This is a genomic window from Shewanella sp. Actino-trap-3, from assembly GCF_002836275.1.
In the GTDB taxonomy this organism is placed as follows: domain Bacteria; phylum Pseudomonadota; class Gammaproteobacteria; order Enterobacterales; family Shewanellaceae; genus Shewanella; species Shewanella psychromarinicola.
Genome location: NZ_PJCE01000001.1, coordinates 3,828,223 through 3,847,522 on the forward strand (window position 1 = coordinate 3,828,223; position 19,300 = coordinate 3,847,522).

Consider the following 19,300-nt stretch of genomic DNA (forward strand, 5'->3'; position numbering starts at 1 on the left):
ACTGCCTTGTTCCATTATCCTATGGGAGCTCTGAAACGAGCATGTTGAAGTGGCTTGGTTATTTGTGCTGGTCACCATGGGAGGTAGCTATAGTGGCCTTCACTGTTAGTGCTATAAATCCTAGTGCGGTAAATACTAGTGCTGTAAATGAATTTCCTTTACTGGGCAAGGGATAGTGATATTGGCTGCTGTTAACGCTTTAATGATGGCTAAATTAGTTTGGTACTTTTGTTCATAGTAGCTTTTTGTTGGCACCCAATAACGCACGCCAACCTCCATGCCAATAGGATTAAACCCATTGATACCGACCAACGGTTTTTTGTCTTTATAAATAGCAGGAGCAGTGGCAAGTACATGGTTAATTAATTGGATCACATGATCGGCATCAGCTTGGTAATCAATATTAAACTTGTTTTCAACCAGTTTGTAAGCGAATGAATTATGTAAAATCTCCCCGACAATATGTTTGTTCGGGATGCTGATCTGCTCACCTTCTTCATTGCTTAAAATGGTTTGGCCCAATTTAATGATTTCTACAACGCCGCTGACATCTTTAATTTCAATCGTATTTCCTACCACAAAAGGGCGGGTGACAATAATGGTAATGCCGGCGGCATAATTAGAAAGCATACCTTGCAATGCCAAGCCCGCACCCAGTGAAGCAGCACCAATCGCAGCCACCATTGGTGTTACGCTAATCCCCAGTTTACCTAAACAGATCACGGCGACCATCACAATAATAATGATTTTGACCAAGTTGGAGGCAAAGTTACTTAGGGTGATATCAATATGGTGTTTTTTCAGTTGCGCGGCGACAACATTGGCAGCTTTGTTTGCAACCCAAAGTCCCAATAAGAAAATTATAATCGCCCCAGCGATTTGAAAGCTGTATTCAATAACAAACTCAGTGATGACACTATAAACATTTTGAAGTTGTTGGAGCTCTTGATCTAAACTGGGTTCGTTCATTCTATGTTCCTTATTGAAACGTATTGAGTCGTTATCAACTTGGATGATAACCACTTTTCACACTTAGGGCTAAATCTTAGCCTACAGTTAAGTGTCATTAAAGTGAAAGTATTTTCTGTCATTTATCGCGCATTTTTTTCGGTAATGTCTATACTTTTCAAGCGGAGAAACAACTCAATAACCGGGGTCATTAAGCGGGTGATGTGTTGAATATTATTGATATTCCTTCAAGAATAAAAAAGTACACTTTTTGCATAAAAATTCGTTGCGTATTAGTTGAAAATATCGTTTACTGCGCATGTTTACACCGACGCTTAATGACACTTTTACCGCCCAACTAACAGGAGGCACCGGCCTAATGAGCCAATTTCAATCGATTGATGTTGCAGATTATTATGACAAGGACACGTTTGACCGCATTGAGGCATTTGCCAAAGATAAGCCAACGCCATTTGTAGTTATTGACACCCAAATCGTTGCGAAACAATTTGATGATATGGTTAACAATTTTCCTTTCGCCACTATTTATTATGCGGTTAAGGCAAATCCGGCCAAAGAGATTTTAACCTTGTTGCGCGATAAAGGCGCAAATTTTGATATCGCATCCATTTACGAGCTTGAAATGGTGACCTCGATTGGCGTTTCGACTGATCGTGTTAGCTACGGCAACACCATTAAAAAACGTGTCGATGTGCGATCTTTCTATCAGCAAGGCGTACGCATGTTTGCTTCAGATTCTGAAGCCGATTTACGCATGATTGCAGAAGAAGCTCCAGGTTCAAAAGTGTACTTGCGTATTTTAACCGAAGGCACACACACGGCAGATTGGCCTTTGTCACGTAAGTTTGGTTGCCAGAATGAAATGGCTTACGACTTATTGGTATTGGCAAAAGAGTTAGGCTTACAACCCCATGGCATTTCTTTCCATGTAGGTTCGCAACAACGTGATATCGGTGCGTGGGACTCAGCCATCGGCAAAGTGAAAAGCATTTACGACCGTTTAAAAGAAGAACACGGTATCGTGCTAAAGATGATCAATTTAGGCGGTGGTTTTCCTGCAAACTATATTGATAAAACCAATGAGTTAGGTGTTTATGCACAGCAGATTAAGCATTTCTTAGAAGAAGATTTTGGTGATGAATTACCCGAAATTATTCTAGAACCTGGTCGTTCATTGATTTCAAATGCCGGTGTACTCATATCAGAAGTGGTGTTGATTTCACGTAAGTCGCACACGGCATTAGAGCGCTGGGTATTTACTGATGTGGGTAAGTTCTCTGGTTTAATTGAAACCATGGATGAAGCGATTAAGTTTCCAATTTATACTGATCGTAAAGGTGAGTTAGATAAGTGTGTGATTGCAGGGCCAACTTGTGACAGCGCCGATATTATGTATGAGCAGTACAGTTACGGCTTACCTGTTGATCTTGCTATTGGTGACCGCATGTATTGGTTAACTGCGGGTGCTTACACTACAACATATTCAGCAGTATGTTTTAATGGTTTTCCACCTCTCAAAGACTATTACCTTTAACTAATGGATTAGTTTGACGACAACATTATTGACAGGCTCAAAGGGCGCGCTAGCGTCCTTTATTTCTATTTGTGGCTAAACTTAGCTTTATTGTTGATGGTGCTTTAAAATCTCAACTATTTGTTATTTAAGATGTAACCTGTCAGTTTGCTTCAATTTCCATCAGTTCCCATCAATTTTCTTTAGTTTTAACTCGGTTTCTGTATCACTGCTACTGTGTGTCTCTCGTTCAGTAACGTGCTCATCAAATCTCGCAACTTTGCAAACATAAGTGACTTCTTAACGTTAGTTAGAGGATTGCGACCTCATATTGAACCGATCAATAGTGCATTTACGGCATGCTATTTCAGTAGGAATGAGTTCTAGTTGTGAATCAATACATTTTAAAAAATGAGACCTGTTTGTTGAATCGAATACTGATTAACTTTATGCTCAGTGATTATGCTTACCTTCAGCCTGAAACCATTTTTGTGAGGTTAACTTGATGTAAATCACGTTAATGGTTTTCGTATTAGATAAATAATTTGTTGTTTTTGTCGGCCTTCAACTATGATGAAACCAATGTGTTATTTATGAATTTGGCGGGATTTGGACATATATTAGTAATAATTTAACGAAAGAATATTAACTATTATGAATATATATGTGATCAAGTTAACCTTATCCCCCTAAATACTAGGTTACAGTCTGGGTTATAAGAATTTAATATTCAAAACTGAAAGGGGTTTTCACAATGTCCGATGTATTTCATTTAGGATTAACTAAAAAAATGTTAGATGGTGCTACCTTAGCAATCGTTCCTGGTGATCCAGAACGAGTTAAGCGTATTGCCGAATTAATGGACAACGCAACGTTCTTAGCAAGTCATCGTGAATATACCAGCTATTTAGCTTATATTGATGGCAAAGCTGTGGTTGTTTGTTCAACAGGTATAGGCGGACCATCAACGTCTATTGCGGTTGAAGAATTGGCTCAATTGGGTGTGACAACTTTCTTGCGCGTCGGTACCACGGGTTCTATTCAACCAAATGTGCATGTGGGTGATGTGATTGTGACTCAAGCATCAGTGCGTTTAGATGGTGCTAGTCTGCATTTTGCACCGCTAGAATTCCCTGCAGCAGCTAACTTTGATTGTACTACTGCAATGGTTGCAGCATGTCGTGATGCTGGCGTGGAGCCACACGTAGGTATTACTGCATCTTCTGACACCTTCTATCCTGGCCAAGAGCGTTACGATACTGTGTCTGGTCGTATTACTCAGCGTTTTGTTGGTTCAATGAAAGAATGGCAATCAATGGGTGTGCTGAACTATGAAATGGAATCAGCCACACTATTTACCATGTGTGCGACTCAAGGTTGGCGTGCAGCCTGTGTTGCGGGTGTTATCGTAAACCGCACAGAGCAAGAAATTCCTGATGAAGCGACAATGAAGAAGACCGAAGTTAGTGCAGTGTCTATTGTTGTAGCAGCAGCGAAAAAATTGCTAGCTTAAGTTAACGCTTTTAACCACGCGTTATAACAAGCGATGTGTTAAAACTGTTAGCGTTAAAAAATAACCATTAAAAAAGGTGCCTAGGCACCTTTTTTGTTAGCTTATTTTTATCAATTGTCGCGCTGATTAGAAATGATACTGCGCAATGATTGAGTAGGTATTTTGGTCGATACCCGCAACGCCATATTTACTCTGCCAGTAATCATATTCAAAACCCACTAATAGCTTGTTTTGTTTGTGATCACCAAACAGCGTTTTGCCTAAGTCATATTTTATTTGCGGGTTGATGTGCAGGTTTTCGTCGTAGCCGTTGTTATCGGCAGAAAATACCCAATCAATAAAGCCATCAAAGATAATATTAGCATTACCAATAGGCATGTCTATTCTAAATACCGGAGTGAACTGCCAGCCATCACTGATGTTGCCACTGCTTATTGCATCTCGACGGTAAGTGTTCAATTGTAAGTAGCTAAAAAATGGCACGTCAAAGTCTAAACCGATACCATAAAGCATGCTGTTAACTGGGCCTTCACCTTCTTCGTAAGTTAATGCTAAAGAGACATCTTTTATCGCACCAAAGCTAACGGGCTGACCCAATATTTTGCTAGCACTAAAACGAGGTGAAATTTCGCCATAAGTCGTGCTATCAACCCCATTATTATTACCGTTAAAGTTAATAAAATCTTGAAACATAAACCAATCACCATACTTCCAGCCACCGGCAGTCTCTAGGGTAATGGTTGTTTGTCTTTCTGATGGGGCTAAGTCATAGTTTTCGCCATGCAGGACAGTAGCGCTAGCATCCCACCATTGGACTAAATCGTCAGCAAAAACATTTTGTGAGAGTACAAGTGTGGCTAAAAGGCAGAGTTTTTTCATTTTTCTTCCGGTTAGTTAGCTGGCCAGATACACCAGTTTTGACAGTTTAAGAGTAAGTTTTAGATCGACCGAGGGTAATTTTATGATCTATTATTCCCAATCGTGCACAATGGGGCGCAATATATTCAATATTTTGATAAAGCACAATTAAAACTGGCAAGAATGTGACGATTTCATTGTTTTCATCATCGATATAATCATGTGACAGGTATTCATGCTGTTAATTTGATGTTACACATAATGACTATTAGTTTGTGCTGTTATGTTATATCAATCGTATAGTCGTTATAAATAAGGTGTGACTCAGCAGAAATACTGACCTTGTTAGCGGCAGCTCATTTTCGAGGAAAAGGTAAATTGATGAATCGTTTATCACGTTTTATATTAGCTGACTTGTTTGACATAATATGTCGCATTAATAAATAAAGCTGTTATAGTCAATCTACAGACATTGTCATTTTATGGGGGAGAATATGGAGATTGCCAATCCAATCGCAGTCTGGCTAGTACTTGGACTGTTATTGATGCTATCAGAAATCATTATTCCGGGTGGCATTGTTATCTTATTAGGTGCGGCATGCGTTATCGTCGCATCAGCACTGGCGGTTGGTATTATCGATGGCTTGGTGCAAAGCATGACACTATGGTTTATGGCCTCGATGGTGCTGTTGCTGAGTTTTCGTCATGTGACTCAACGTTTGGTGGGGGGAGATTCTCATGTGGATAATACCGATGAAGAAGTGGATCTCTACAATCAAGTCGCTATCGTGAAGCAAGACATTGGCCCAGGCCAACAGACAGGTCGAATTAGCTGCTTGGGTTCTGAGTGGACGGCTTTAGGAGATGGTACTGTGATAAAAGAGGGTACCCAAGTAAGGATCATTTGTCGGGAAAATATTGCGTTTGTTGTTGAACCTATCATTGATTCGGAATAGCTATTTATTGTTATCTAAAATGTTAATGTTATAAATTTAGAATATTGTGTCGTGATGACTGTTAAGCGTTATCTAGGAAAGTCAGATTAAAAGGAAGTAGATATGTTTGTGTTAACAATCGTTTTTTTATTCGTAATGTTTATTTTGTTCAAACTCATGTTAATTGTACCAATGCGTGAAGTTCATGTGATTGAGCGTTTAGGTAAGTTTCGTAGCGTGCTCAACCCGGGGTTTCATTTTCTTATTCCTTTTGTCGATCGCGTTGCTTATCGACACGACACTCGTGAAGAAGTGCTTGATGTTCCACCCCAAAGTTGTATTTCAAAAGATAATACCCAATTGGAAGTCGACGGTTTAGTCTACCTTAAGGTGATGGACGGGAAACTGGCTAGCTATGGTATAGAAAATTATCGCCGCGCGGCGGTTAACTTAGCGCAAACAACCATGCGTTCAGAAATTGGTAAGCTGACCTTGTCACAAACGTTTTCAGAACGTGACAGTTTAAACGAATCAATTGTGCGTGAGATTGATAAAGCCTCTGATCCTTGGGGGATCAAAGTATTACGCTATGAGATTAAAAATATCTCACCTTCGCAGAAGGTTATTCACACCCTTGAAAAACAAATGGAAGCAGAGCGTCGAAAGCGTGCAGAGATCACCTTAGCCAATGCTGAAAAAGCGGCAATGATCAATATGTCGCAAGGCGAACGCCAAGAAGCGATTAATTTATCGGAAGGCCAAAAACAGAAGCGCATTAATGAAGCTTTAGGTACAGGTCAAGAAATCTCGATTATTGCTACCGCTAAGGCTGAAGCCATGGAAATGATCTGTAAAGCCTTAACCGTGAATGGCGGTAATGATGCGATGAATATGTTGCTTAAAGAGCAGTTTATTGACCAAGTCGGTAAGATCCTCTCTGAAGCTCAAGTGTCGGTTGTTCCTGCAGAAATGGCCAAGTTAGAAGGCTTTTTTGAAGGTATGGAGCAAGTGACTCATGCGGTATCAAATTCATCAGCCAAAGGAGCGCGCTAATGTCGATTAACGGAATTGATACTGATTTTATTGTAATGGCAATTTGGGGCGTTATTTTTGCTATTTTTGTGCTGAAATTATTTAAGTCTATCTGTCTTGTGCCGACAAAATCGGCTTATATTGTTGAACGTCTAGGGAAATATCACAGTACTTTAGATGCAGGCTTTCATGCACTGATCCCCTTCTTTGATAAAGTGGCTTACATCCACGATTTAAAGGAAGAAACCATTGATGTACCGCCGCAAGAATGTTTCTCCAGTGATGAAGTGAATGTGGAAGTGGACGGGGTTATCTATATTTCGGTTATCGATCCCGTTAAAGCCAGTTATGGGATTACCGATTACCGTTATGCTGCCATTCAGCTAGCTCAAACCACCACACGTTCTGTGATTGGTACCTTAGATTTAGATCGCACTTTTGAAGAGCGTGATGTGATTTCTGCCAAAGTGGTTGAAGTACTCGATGAAGCAGGCTCTATGTGGGGCATTCGAGTGCACCGCTATGAGATTAAAAATATTACCCCACCTGAAACGGTTAAAAATGCCATGGAAATGCAGGTAAATGCCGAGCGTGAACGCCGGGCATTATTAGCCAAAAGTGAAGGTGATAAGCAGAGCAAAATTAATCGCTCAGAAGGTGTTATGGCGGAAACCATTAACCGCTCAGAAGGTGAAATGCAGCGGCGCATTAATGAGGCAGAAGGTAAAGCTCAAGAAATTCTGACTTTAGCTAAAGCAACATCCGAGTCAATAGAACGATTAGCTGTGGTTATTTCATCTGATGGCGGACAAAGTGCATTGCGGATGCAGCTTGGTGAGCAATATATGAAACAACTTGATGGCTTAAGAAAACCTGATAGCCGTGTTGTGTTACCTGGTAATTTAGTAAATTTTGAGTACTGGATGGAAAGTATTGGTTTAAAAGAAGATAAAAAATAATCACTAATGCAGATGTATCCGTCACACGTTGTCAAAATTAAAACGATAAAAAGGTTAGCGATTTTGCTAACCTTTTTTATTGCCTACTGCAAGATGCCAATCAGAGATAGATTTTAACGATTAACGATTAATTAGTATCAATTTCTCGAAGTAAATGTTCGCAAAAGGCTTTTGCCACAGACGATTGAGGACTTTTGGTTGAATAGGTCAAGCTGATATCAGCAAAGCCGATGCTGTGTTGCGGTAGGATATTGACTAACTGCCCCAGATTAACAGCCTCGTGAGCAATAACATGAGGTAATAAAGCAATACCAGCCCCCGCTAAACAGAAGTGATAGAGCGAGTTAAAATCACTGCAGATGACTTTATACTGTGTTGGCACATTTGCGTGTTGAAAATGCCAAGTTTGCTCTAGTTGACCATGGGCATCTCTAAAGCCTAATAATGAATGATATTGTAAGTCATCGGTATTTTCGATCAGTGATGATTTTTCTAAATAACTGGGGCTAGCATAAATTTTACGTTCAAAAGTGGTCAGTTTATGAACGGAAAAGTGAGCACCATTAACCTCACCAGCATCAATAATGAGGTCGAGTCCTAAGCGATTAAGCTCTTTACTGCCACCAGACACAATTAACACCTCTAATTGGACTTGTGGATACGCATGAATGAAGTGAGCAATATATTTATCCATAAGCTTGTCAACAAAAGGCAGTAAACCAATGCGTAATTTGCCTTGAACTTCATCATGGCGATGTTTGAACACATCACTGGCATGATTGAATTGATTAACTAAAGGTTCGATTTGAACAAGATACTGTCGACCCGCTGAGGTTAATGTCATGACTCTTGTCGTGCGGGTAAATAGCGGCGCACCAAGCTGTTTTTCCATATCACCAATACGACGACTGACTAATGCTCTGCGAGTATCTAAAGATTTTGCAGCTTTAGAAAAACTGCCTAACTTTGCTACAGCAATGAATAGTTCTAAATCTTTTATATTCAATATGGCAACCTATACAGCTTAAACTGTGGGTAATAAATGCTTTTCAAATGGAATTTTGAGTATTAATGACATTGAATATATTGATAATAAGTAGGCATGCTCGCGAGCCTTATTCGCCACAAATAACAAACTTAATTCAGTTTGTTTAGCGATGAATTTAATGATTAATCAACTATTAGGTCCCTTACTCAAGGCTAAAATTAATTAATTACTTTATATTGTATAATAATTTTTGCTTGCTCTTTTGTCAATTTAGGCTCTCATTAAAGCAGTTAGATCATCACAAGTAAGTGATTTTAGTGACTTTGATATTACCTTAGTGAGTAGGTTATCTCTCTTGTTAGGGGAATTGTTGATATAAAATAGGTGAAGTATTGCACGCCATTATCTCGCTATTTAAGATATAATGCCTCGCAGATTTCTGGGAGGAAAAATGGACGTATCATCATTATTAGACGGCCTAAACGATAAGCAGCGTGAGGCAGTCGGCGCACCACTTTCAAATATGTTGGTGTTAGCGGGTGCCGGCAGTGGTAAAACCCGTGTATTAACCCATCGTATTGCGTGGTTAATGCAAGTTGAACAACAAAGTCCATATTCTATTTTGGCAGTCACCTTTACCAATAAAGCCGCAGCAGAAATGCGTGAACGGGTTGAGAAGGTCGTGGGCACTAACATGGGGCGGATGTGGATAGGCACCTTCCATGGTTTAGCTCACCGGTTATTGCGCACTCATTATCAAGATGCCAATTTACCACAAAGCTTCCAGATTATTGATTCAGACGACCAGTTGCGTTTACTCAAACGCATTCTTAAAAGCCTTAATTTAGACGAGAAGCAGTATCCTCCGCGTCAAGCTCAGGGTTATATCAATGGTAAGAAAGATCAAGGTCTTCGCCCTAAGCATATTGATGCAGGCAGCTTTCCGATTGAGCAAAACTTACTCAACATTTATAAGATTTACCAAGAGTCTTGCGATCGTGCCGGTTTGGTCGACTTTGCGGAAATCTTATTACGTGCTCATGAGTTATGGCTTAATAAACCGCATTTACTGACCCATTATCAAGAGCGCTTCCGTCATATTTTAGTTGATGAGTTTCAAGATACCAACGCGATTCAATACGCGTGGATCCGTGTGTTAGCCGGTAAAACAGCCAATGTGATGATTGTCGGTGATGATGACCAATCCATTTATGGTTGGCGTGGCGCGCAAATTGAAAACTTACATCGTTTCTTAAAAGACTTTTCTGAGGCTAAAACGATTCGGTTAGAACAAAATTACCGTTCAACAGCGAATATTTTGAACGCTTCTAACTCTGTGATTGCCAATAATCCTGATCGTTTAGGCAAAGAGTTATGGACTGAAGATAAAGATGGCGAGCCCATTTCAGTCTATTGCGCCTTTAATGAGATGGACGAAGCCAAGTTCATTGTCAGTCGCATTAGCGAGTGGCATGAAAAAGGCGGCAGTTTGAGCGAGTGCGCCATTCTATATCGTTCAAATGCGCAATCGCGAGTATTAGAGGAAGCCTTTTTACATAAAGGGTTAGCGTATCGTATTTACGGTGGCTTGCGCTTCTTCGAGCGTCAAGAAATTAAAGATGCGATGGGCTATATGCGTCTTATCAATAACAAAGATGATGATGCCGCATTCGAACGTGTGGTCAATACCCCAGCTCGTGGTATTGGCGATCGAACGTTGGACATTGTACGCTCAACCGCAAGACAGCATGAGCTAACACTTTGGCAAGCCTGTGTGCGTTTGGTCGAAGAAAAAGTACTCGCTGGGCGTGCAGCTAATGCCATAAATGGCTTTATGGAACTGATCATCTCGATGCGAACGGATACTGCAGATATGGTGCTGTATACCATGACTGATAATGTGATTGATCGTTCAGGCTTGCGTACTATGTACGAGGCTGAAAAAGGCGAGAAAGCCCAAGCGCGAATTGAAAACTTAAACGAACTCGTTACCGCTGCCCGCAGTTTTGAAATGCCTGAAGAGCTTGAAGACATAGGCGAGCTTAATGCCTTTTTATCCCATGCCGCACTAGAAGCTGGCGAAGGCCAAGCGGATGCCTTTACCGATGCAGTGCAGTTGATGACCTTACATTCGGCCAAGGGACTTGAGTTCCCAATGGTGTTTATGGCGGGCGTAGAGGAAGGATTATTCCCGAGTAAAATGGCTCTGGATGAAGGCGATCGGTTAGATGAAGAGCGCCGTTTGTGTTATGTCGGTATGACCCGTGCAATGCAAAAACTGTACATCAGTTATGCGGAGTCGCGTCGTATTTATGGCCGTGAAGATTATGCTAGCCCATCACGGTTTATTAACGAAATTCCTGAAAAGTTTGTTGAACAAATTCGTATCCGTGCTCAGGTGAAGCCATCGATTAGCAAGCGTTTTCCTGCTCGCCCTGCGACGGTTACCACTAAACCGAATGGTTTTAATGATACCGGTTATCGAGTTGGCTCTAAAGTGAAGCACTTTAAGTTTGGTGAAGGCAAGGTGATTAACTTTGAAGGCTCAGGTGAAAAAGGGCGAGTTCAGGTTGAGTTTGTCGATTTCGGCAGTAAATGGCTGTTGGTGTCGTTAGCAAAACTAGAGCGTTGCTAATCTGTTGCGTTTGCTAAATCATGGAGAGATGACACCAATGCCATTGCAAGACAAGCTGCATGCATATGCACGATTAATGCGGATCGATAGACCCATTGGCACCTTACTTCTACTGTGGCCGTGTTTAATGGCGCTGGTGTTAGCGGCTCAAGGTATGCCAGACATTAAGGTATTGCTGATATTTATTGTCGGTGTGGTGATTATGCGTGCTAATGGTTGCATTATTAATGACTTTGCCGATCGTAACTTAGATGCCCATGTTGAACGTACCAGTATGCGGCCGTTGGTGTCGGGTGTGGTCAGCGCCAAAGAAGCCCTAGGGTTGTTTGTTGTGTTGGGGCTCGCCGCATTTAGTTTAGTCTTATGGCTCAATCTACTGGTAGTGCAGCTATCTGTCGTTGGCATTGTGTTAACTGTGATGTATCCGTTTATGAAACGGATTACCAATATGCCGCAAATGTTTTTGGGCATTGTATGGAGCTGGTCTATTCCGATGGCTTATGCCGCTCAACTCGGCGAAGTCCCCGCTGAAGCTTGGTGGTTATTTATGGCTAATTGGTGTTGGACGGTGGCTTACGACACCATGTATGCCATCGTCGATCGCGACGATGATTTAAAAGTGGGCATTAAATCAACCGCCATTTTATTTGGCCGTTACGATAGGCAGATTATCGGCTTATTTCAACTTGCCGCCCTAGGGTGTTTTGTGATGGCGGGATTGATGGCTGAGCGTGGAGTGATTTATGGCTTGGGCATTATCAGCTTTGTTGCGTTTGCTGTGTATCAGCAAGGGTTAATTTATGGTCATGAACGTGCGCCATGTTTTAAGGCTTTTTTAAACAACAACTGGGCTGGTATGGTTTTGTTTATCGCGCTAAGTGCTGACTATGTTATTTCTGCAGCGGTATAATCACGACAAAGCATGAAATGGAATTGAGTTAATGGTTTATTACCATAGGACAGGGATGCATGAATGAAAACAACTCCTTGGTTAATCGGTGCGATAATGTGTTGTTGGTTATCCCTAGCCAGTGAGTCCGCTAACAATGATGCTTTACTGGCTGGCTTACCAAGCAACGCTGTCGATGTGCATTCCACCGCTGCAGTAGTCACTATTCCTCGTACCCGGCAATTTGTGTTTAACGATGGCGATCGCCACTATCAAGTGATGATCAAACTACCTAAAGATTACCGCAACAATCGTACTCATCATTACCCTGTAGTCTATATGACGGACTCCATGTATAGCTTGCAAGTGGTGTCTGGTGCGACGCGATTTCCAATGAACAGCAACATGATGCAACAAGCTATTTTAGTCGCCATAGGCTATCAGAGGCCGAGCAAAGGTTCGGCGAGTAGGATCCGCGACTATACCCCAAGTCACGATGCGAGTTGGAAACTACCCACTGGTGAGGCCAAGCGGCACGTTGCCTTTATCAGCGAGGTTGTTATGCCCTTTATTGAAAAAACTATCGAGTCGACACACAACAAAATACCTTTGTGGGTAATTCGTTAGGCGGGTTACTCGGCGCACATATTTTATTAGAACAGCCAACGCTATTTGCGTATTACGTGTTGGGTAGCCCATCTCTATGGTTCGACAATAAACAATTGTTGCAGCAGTTTGCTCAGCGTTTTAGTCAAACACCAGCAATATCTGCCAAGGTGTTTATTGGCATTGGCGAATTAGAGAAACCACCTTATACCCATGATGGTCATCAGATGATTGCAGATGCTGAGGCTTTTTATCAAATACTCCAATCTCACCCATCAGCTAAAACCGGCACTTTACAACTCAAGCTGCTGGTGATCCCCGAGGCCGATCATTCGATGGCTTTTCCTACTACCGCCATTCATGGTTTAACTTGGCTGTTAAAGCGCAATTTATCGTGATCCCCATCTACGGCAATTTTTAGTAACAATTTTCGCGCCAATCAATAGCAGTGAAACTAATGTTTGCTGATATGTTAACGACTTGTATCATCTCGTTTATATTCAGAATAATGATATGGCGTGGGTTAATAACATCTACAGGGATAAGTATTTAATGAGAGCCACAGTTAAGTATCGGTTAGTCTTTTTAGCCTTAATGGTGTTCAGCTTTGTGATAGGCGTTCAGTGGACGCCAGAGTCGTTAACGAGTGAAGCTGACAAGCGGTCGTTATACCTTATTTGTGCATTGTATTTTGTATTACTGCCTTTGAGCTACTGGTACTGCATTATTAAAATGGGTGCTCAGAAACTGTGGAAACTGATTGTCATTTTCAGTCTAAGCAGCTTGGTTGCTCGGTTAAGTTTCCCTGCCGAAGTCGCGCACTATTTTGAGTTTATTGCATGGTTACGTTATCCGATTATTGCGGTGTTGCTGGTCATTGAATTGTACTTGGTGGTGAGTGTTGTTCGTGGCTTGATTAAGGTGCGAAAGCTTAAGGGCGATCCTAGAGTCGGGGCGGTAGAAACGTATCGGGATGGCGATGAAAAAAGCTTAACTATCGCACTTATTATGGCCAGTGAAGCGACTAACTGGTTTTATTCAATCCCTTGGTTTTCACGTCATCATCCGGTGGCCATCGCTAATATTAACCTCAACAGTGCAACGCGCTGGCATGTATGGCTTATGCTATTTGGTTGTATTACGGCATCTTGTAGCAGTTATTTATTACTGGTTTCATGGAGCGAGTGGCTGGCGATTATTGTCTCGAGCATTATTGCCTATACCTTGATGTCTATCGTGGCTAACCATCGGCTATCACGTTATTACTCTTTGTATTTAATCAGAGATAACTTAGTGATCAATAATTCATTGTGGGGATTTATGGTGGTGAACATTGCCGATATTGCCAGTGTCGCTGCTCAAGAATCAACTGAATTAAATAAAGATGAGCCTGAAACCATTATTATTGGCCGTGGGCAGAGTAATGTCACTATTACCTTAAACCGTCCGGTCATTTATCATGGTGGTATGGGCCAGTTACCCGAACCCATGATTACGATACATTTGAGTGTGGATGAGCCAAAGCTGCTAATTCAGGCGCTTAATAATAAAGTCTCAGTGGCCGCGTAGTCATAAAAAGCTCATAAAAAATGCGCTGATAAAAGCGCATTTTTTATGAGTCAATCAGTACTACCAAGTGAAAACCCAGTCGCTGATTTGTTGATTAGTCTCGTACTAGTTTTGTTAAGTCTGCAGGGCGATAATAAACTGACTTTAATACTTTGCCTTGGCGCACAACTTTACCTGCCATTTCGACGTCTTTAGCGCACTTAGCAATAATAAACTCACCTTTAGTGCTACCGACAATCTCGACACCTTGTTTAGCGTAATGGGCAATGGTTTCGTCGAGTTCTTTGTGGTTGCGGCATACTTTACTCATGTTGCTTGAGTGCACTTCATCCCAGCATTGAATAAAATCAATTTGACGGTTTTTAGCGACGTTGAGCAATAAATCGATAAGGTAACTGATCTCAAGGTGATCGCTTACCTGAGTGGCGCCTAAGTGGGCTAAGCGGCCCATTAACACGTAAACAGAGTCAACAATCGCATCGGCTTGTTCGATGCGAGAGTCGGCTTCAGCCAGCTCGGTCATTTCTTCAATAATTAATGATGTGTGTAAGGTATCTGCCTTATCATCTAAGCTATTATTATCATTAACGGCTAAGTCAAAGGTACTACGAAACTCAAAAATGTCGCGGTATAAATGGTTATAAATAGGTTGAGTTAATTGACTGAGTTGCATTGGATTACCTTAACAATAAATGTGGGCTAATTTTAAAGAATTGATGAACATAATACAAAAATTATTTACTGTTTATAGCCGTGGGGCAATAACTCTGTTTATGCCCCAAAGGTATGACGTAGTTCTTGAGCTTTGTCTGCATGGCTTTTAATATTTAATGTCGCAATTTCAATAACTTTTAAGCTAGCAAGGTTACTATGGCTTAATTCAGTAATGGTATGGATATTATTGGTCATCTCTGCAGTGACCACTTTTTGTTGTTCTGTAGCGACAGTGTTTTGCTGAGTAAATTGATTTATTTCACTTACACTTTGATAAATAGTTTCAAATTGTATTGAGGATAATCCTATATCACTGGCACATTTTTCTGCTTCAAGTTTGCTAGCTTGCATTTGTTCGGTCCAATTACTGAGCATGGTGTGCATGGATTGAACGCTTTTAGAGATTAACTCTGTTGAGAGTTGAGTCCTACTTGATAAGGCCCGAACTTCATCCGCTACGACGGCAAACCCACGACCCTGTTCGCCAGCCCTTGCTGCTTCAATGGCTGCATTGAGTGCGAGTAAGTTGGTTTGCTCAGCAATGCTTTTAATTTCTAGCATGGCATTAGAGACATTTTCGGCTTCTTTATTTAATAAGTATGCATCGGATGCCGCTGCTGAAATGGATGTGGCTAAACACTCAATACTGTCGCGATTAGATTGCATTGCCGTTCTGCTATCAAGACATACCTGTTGTGCGTGGTTAGCATGATTTGATGTTGATATTGCATGTTGTGCCATCTCGGCGACGGTAGAGTTCATTTCATCAATGGCTGTGGCAATTTTATCTATTTGATTTTTTTGCTGTTCAATACTGTGGTTGGTTTCTTGTGCGGAGTTGACTAGCTCATTTGCGATATGGTTTAAGTTGCTACCTTGATCTTGAGATCGACCAAGAACGCCTTGCATTTTTGCTTGATTCAGAACTTGCTGGAATTCAAGCACTGAAATACTGTCATTACCACAATAGACTAATCGACTGACTGAGTCATATTGTTGTTGATACTGGCTAATTTTCTGAGGTATTGAGAAAAGTTCTTTGGTAAATAATATCATGTTAATCAGTGACAAAGACATTATGATTGCCGCCATCGTCCAATTAAAAAGTAAACCGGACCCAATGCAAGCGGTTAAAGTGATCATTGCACCTAGCCATCTTTTTTGTTGGCTAGAGATATTAAAAGCGATGGTTTTACCATGTTTTATTTGGTGATAAAGTTTTTGAGCACTAGTGATGTATTCTGGTTTTGCTTTAATGCGTACGGATTGGTAACCCGTAATTTGGCCTTTTTCGTAAAGCGGAGAGATAAAGGCATCTACCCAATAGTAGCTACCATCTTTACAGCGGTTTTTTACAATTCCACGCCAGGATTCACCCGCTTTGAGCTTATCCCACAATTCCTTAAAAGCTTCTGCTGGCATATCAGGATGTCGGACAATATTGTGATTGTGAGTGACGATTTCCTGTTCACTGAAACCTGATATTCTAATAAATGTCTCATTGGCATAAGTAATGATGCCACGTTTATCTGTAATTGATACTAGCTCGTCATTGTTGTTAAGACTGACTTCTCTATCTATTACATCCTTGTGTCTCATTGTAATACTTCCATTATTATTAGTTTTAAAAAGGCAGATTGATTTCGTGAATTCCCTCGCAATTATAAAGAATTACAAGACATGGGTCATGCTAATAATTAGGTATAGTCACAACTGGATACAAAATAGCTACTCCATTTGACAATAAAAAAACCGACAAAGATGTCGGTCTATTTATTGCTTAACTATCGATTCAATATTGAATAAATTCTAACATTGAGGCTAACGCTATTTGATGAAAGCGAACGCATCACCATATAAATGAGTTTCTTCAATCCCAAGTTCACGAAAAACTTCTCGTGCAGCCCCGACCATATCAAAGCGGCCGGCTATGTAGATGTCATAACCATTTAAGCTGACAAAATCCTGCTTTATTTGCTCAAGTAAATTTGCTTTTTTGCCTTGCCAAGTACTGCCTGCAAGTTCAACCACAGGAATAAACTCTAACCATGAATGGTCTGCATGCCATTGACGAGCAATGTCTTGATAGTACATAGCATCTTCGTTACGACAACCCCAATATAGCTGAGTTTGAATCGTTTCGCCGTTAGCAATCTGCGCTTCAACGATACTTTTAATGTATGAAAAACCCGTACCGCCAGCAATTAAAATTCGCGGTCTATGGCTATCGCTACGTAAAAATGCGTCGCCAGCGGGGGCTTCAATATCAATATGAGTCGCAGTTTGAAGGCGTTCAACAACTTGCATGGGATAACTTTCGCTGACCGCAGCACCAATGTGCAATTCAATTAACGCAGCATTAGGCGCCGAAGCGATAGAAAAAGGACGTTTGTCTTTTTCACCCATGATCACAGATAAGTATTGGCCAGCCTTAAAGTCAAAGGCGGCTTCGGGTTTAAGGAACACTTGATACACAGCATCATTAAACGGGGTGACTTTTTCAATCTGACAACGAATGGTTTTCATCTAACGTCCTTTAAACCTTTTTATAATTTTTATCAATGAGTTAATTATAGCTATCTACGCCTTAATCAGATCACTGTGGTTACAATGTTGGTACATCTTCTATGCCAAGATCATCCCAAATTTGGTCAATTTTTTGTTTAACCTTAGGATCCATCACAATAGGGGTGCCCCATTCACGGGTGGTTTCGCCTGGCCACTTGTTGGTGGCATCTAAACCCATTTTAGAGCCTAAACCGGCAACGGGTGAGGCAAAATCCAGATAATCGATAGGGGTATTATCTACCAGCATGGTGTCGCGTGTTGGATCCATCCGGGTAGTAATGGCCCAAATAACATCTTGCCAATCACGGCAATTGATATCTTCATCAACCACGATAATAAATTTGGTGTACATAAATTGGCGTAGGAATGACCATGCCCCCATCATGACACGCTTAGCATGACCCGGATATTGTTTACGGATTGAAATCACAGCCATACGGTAGGAGCAACCTTCAGGCGGCAGATAAAAATCAATAATCTCTGGGTACTGCTTACGAAGAATAGGCACAAACACTTCGTTTAATGCCACGCCTAACATAGCGGGTTCATCGGGTGGACGGCCGGTATAGGTACTATGATAAATAGCATCTTTACGGTGAGTAATATGAGTCACAGTAAATACGGGGAATGAGTCGGTTTCGTTATAATATCCAGTGTGATCGCCGTATGGACCTTCTACTGCTTTCTCATCTGGGTCAATATAACCTTCAAGAATAATCTCGCTGGTGGCTGGTACTTCAAGATCGCAGCTAATGGCTTTACAGACTTCGGTACGTTCGCCGCGTAGTAAACCTGCAAAGGCATATTCACTCATGGAATCTGGTACGGGAGTTACAGCACCTAAAATGGTCACAGGATCGCTACCTAATGCCACTACGACAGGATAACGCTCTCCCGGATGAAGCTGTTTAAAGTCTTTAAAATCTAAGGCGCCGCCACGATGATCAAGCCAGCGCATAATCAGCTTATTTTTGCCCAATAACTGTTGACGGTAAATACCTAGGTTTTGTCTTTTTTGACGTGGCCCTTTAGTGATCGTGAGTCCCCAAGTAACTAATGGGGCGACATCTCCAGGCCAGCAATGTTGGATTGGTAACGAGGTTAGGTCAACTTCATCACCGGTTTTAACCACTTGCTGACAAGGCGGATTACGCACTGTTTTAGGCGGCATATTGAGTGCCTGCTTATACATAGGTATTTTGGCGATGGCATCTTTAAAGCCACTCGGTGGCTCAGGTTCTTTTAAGAATGCTAATAATTCACCGACTTCACGCAAAGCCAAAGGATCGTCTTTACCCAATGCCATAGCAACACGTTTAGGCGTGCCAAATAAGTTAACCAGTACCGGCATGGTGTGATTGGTAGGATTTTCAAATAACAGTGCGGGGCCACCCGATCGTAAAACACGATCAGCGATTTCCGTCATTTCTAAATGAGGGTCAACAGGATAGCTAATGCGCTTTAACTCACCATTTGCTTCCAAATGATCGATGAAGCTGCGTAAATCTTTAAAACTCATGTTTACCGCCTGTAAATCAAATCCAATATGGCG

At 41.3% G+C, this 19,300-nt stretch carries 17 protein-coding genes; 10 read left to right on the top strand and 7 right to left on the bottom strand.

From position 1 onward, the window contains the following. Positions 1-135: 135 nt before the first annotated feature. On the bottom strand, positions 136-969 hold the full coding sequence (locus CXF80_RS16500; protein ID WP_101034020.1) for a mechanosensitive ion channel family protein: 834 nt from the start codon (positions 967-969) through the stop codon (positions 136-138). A 358-nt stretch (positions 970-1,327) separates the two neighbouring features. Between CXF80_RS16500 and CXF80_RS16505 the strand changes: the two genes are divergently transcribed. After that, positions 1,328-2,503 (top strand): type III PLP-dependent enzyme, encoded by a 1,176-nt coding sequence (locus tag CXF80_RS16505; protein WP_101034021.1) that lies wholly within the window; start codon positions 1,328-1,330, stop codon positions 2,501-2,503. 733 nt (positions 2,504-3,236) lie between these two features. Continuing rightward, positions 3,237-3,995, top strand: a complete 759-nt coding sequence (udp, locus tag CXF80_RS16510) for a uridine phosphorylase (protein WP_101034022.1) — start codon at positions 3,237-3,239, stop codon at positions 3,993-3,995. Positions 3,996-4,121: 126 nt separating this feature from the next. Here udp and CXF80_RS16515 read toward each other — a convergent pair whose 3' ends face one another. After that, entirely contained in the window at positions 4,122-4,874 is a 753-nt protein-coding gene (locus tag CXF80_RS16515; protein ID WP_101034023.1) for an outer membrane protein OmpK, read from the bottom strand. Between the two features lie 473 nt (positions 4,875-5,347). On the opposite strand from CXF80_RS16515, the gene CXF80_RS16520 reads away from it, so the two are divergent. The 3 genes from CXF80_RS16520 to CXF80_RS16530 all read left to right on the top strand — a co-directional run bounded on the left by CXF80_RS16520 (position 5,348) and on the right by CXF80_RS16530 (position 7,779). Further along, positions 5,348-5,809 carry an NfeD family protein gene (locus CXF80_RS16520; protein ID WP_101034024.1) on the top strand — a complete coding sequence of 154 codons (462 nt, stop codon included), beginning with the start codon at positions 5,348-5,350 and terminating at the stop codon, positions 5,807-5,809. A 102-nt stretch (positions 5,810-5,911) separates the two neighbouring features. Continuing rightward, positions 5,912-6,841, top strand: a complete 930-nt coding sequence (locus CXF80_RS16525) for an SPFH domain-containing protein (protein WP_101034025.1) — start codon at positions 5,912-5,914, stop codon at positions 6,839-6,841. After that, on the top strand, positions 6,841-7,779 hold the full coding sequence (locus CXF80_RS16530; protein ID WP_101034026.1) for an SPFH domain-containing protein: 939 nt from the start codon (positions 6,841-6,843) through the stop codon (positions 7,777-7,779). The genes CXF80_RS16525 and CXF80_RS16530 overlap by 1 nt, the downstream gene beginning before the upstream one ends. A gap of 127 nt (positions 7,780-7,906) precedes the next feature. Here CXF80_RS16530 and CXF80_RS16535 read toward each other — a convergent pair whose 3' ends face one another. Then, positions 7,907-8,785 carry a LysR family transcriptional regulator gene (locus CXF80_RS16535; RefSeq protein ID WP_101034027.1) on the bottom strand — a complete coding sequence of 293 codons (879 nt, stop codon included), beginning with the start codon at positions 8,783-8,785 and terminating at the stop codon, positions 7,907-7,909. A gap of 433 nt (positions 8,786-9,218) precedes the next feature. Between CXF80_RS16535 and uvrD the strand changes: the two genes are divergently transcribed. The 5 genes from uvrD (at position 9,219) to CXF80_RS16560 (ending at position 14,466) form a co-directional block, all read left to right on the top strand. Then, positions 9,219-11,402 carry a DNA helicase II gene (uvrD, locus tag CXF80_RS16540; protein WP_101034028.1) on the top strand — a complete coding sequence of 728 codons (2,184 nt, stop codon included), beginning with the start codon at positions 9,219-9,221 and terminating at the stop codon, positions 11,400-11,402. Between the two features lie 37 nt (positions 11,403-11,439). Beyond that, complete coding sequence (ubiA, locus tag CXF80_RS16545) at positions 11,440-12,312, top strand: 4-hydroxybenzoate octaprenyltransferase (protein ID WP_101034029.1); 873 nt, start codon at positions 11,440-11,442, stop codon at positions 12,310-12,312. Positions 12,313-12,375: 63 nt separating this feature from the next. Beyond that, the gene (locus CXF80_RS16550) at positions 12,376-12,918 is read left to right on the top strand and encodes an alpha/beta hydrolase-fold protein (RefSeq protein ID WP_101034030.1); all 543 of its coding nucleotides are present in this window, start codon (positions 12,376-12,378) and stop codon (positions 12,916-12,918) included. Next, the gene (locus CXF80_RS16555) at positions 12,903-13,295 is read left to right on the top strand and encodes a hypothetical protein (protein ID WP_157822246.1); all 393 of its coding nucleotides are present in this window, start codon (positions 12,903-12,905) and stop codon (positions 13,293-13,295) included. Before CXF80_RS16550 ends, CXF80_RS16555 begins: the two co-directional genes overlap by 16 nt. A 154-nt stretch (positions 13,296-13,449) precedes the next feature. Continuing rightward, complete coding sequence (locus CXF80_RS16560; protein ID WP_101034032.1) at positions 13,450-14,466, top strand: hypothetical protein; 1,017 nt, start codon at positions 13,450-13,452, stop codon at positions 14,464-14,466. A gap of 94 nt (positions 14,467-14,560) precedes the next feature. Here the strand turns inward: CXF80_RS16560 and CXF80_RS16565 are convergent, their stop codons facing one another. The 4 genes from CXF80_RS16565 to ubiD all read right to left on the bottom strand — a co-directional run bounded on the left by CXF80_RS16565 (position 14,561) and on the right by ubiD (position 19,267). After that, positions 14,561-15,139, bottom strand: a complete 579-nt coding sequence (locus CXF80_RS16565; RefSeq protein ID WP_101034033.1) for a nucleoside triphosphate pyrophosphohydrolase family protein — start codon at positions 15,137-15,139, stop codon at positions 14,561-14,563. Between the two features lie 98 nt (positions 15,140-15,237). Further along, positions 15,238-16,779 (bottom strand): methyl-accepting chemotaxis protein, encoded by a 1,542-nt coding sequence (locus CXF80_RS16570; RefSeq protein WP_101034034.1) that lies wholly within the window; start codon positions 16,777-16,779, stop codon positions 15,238-15,240. 228 nt (positions 16,780-17,007) lie between these two features. Further along, positions 17,008-17,706, bottom strand: a complete 699-nt coding sequence (fre, locus tag CXF80_RS16575) for an NAD(P)H-flavin reductase (protein ID WP_101034035.1) — start codon at positions 17,704-17,706, stop codon at positions 17,008-17,010. Between the two features lie 79 nt (positions 17,707-17,785). Continuing rightward, the gene (gene ubiD / locus CXF80_RS16580) at positions 17,786-19,267 is read right to left on the bottom strand and encodes a 4-hydroxy-3-polyprenylbenzoate decarboxylase (protein WP_101034036.1); all 1,482 of its coding nucleotides are present in this window, start codon (positions 19,265-19,267) and stop codon (positions 17,786-17,788) included. Positions 19,268-19,300 lie beyond the last annotated feature (33 nt).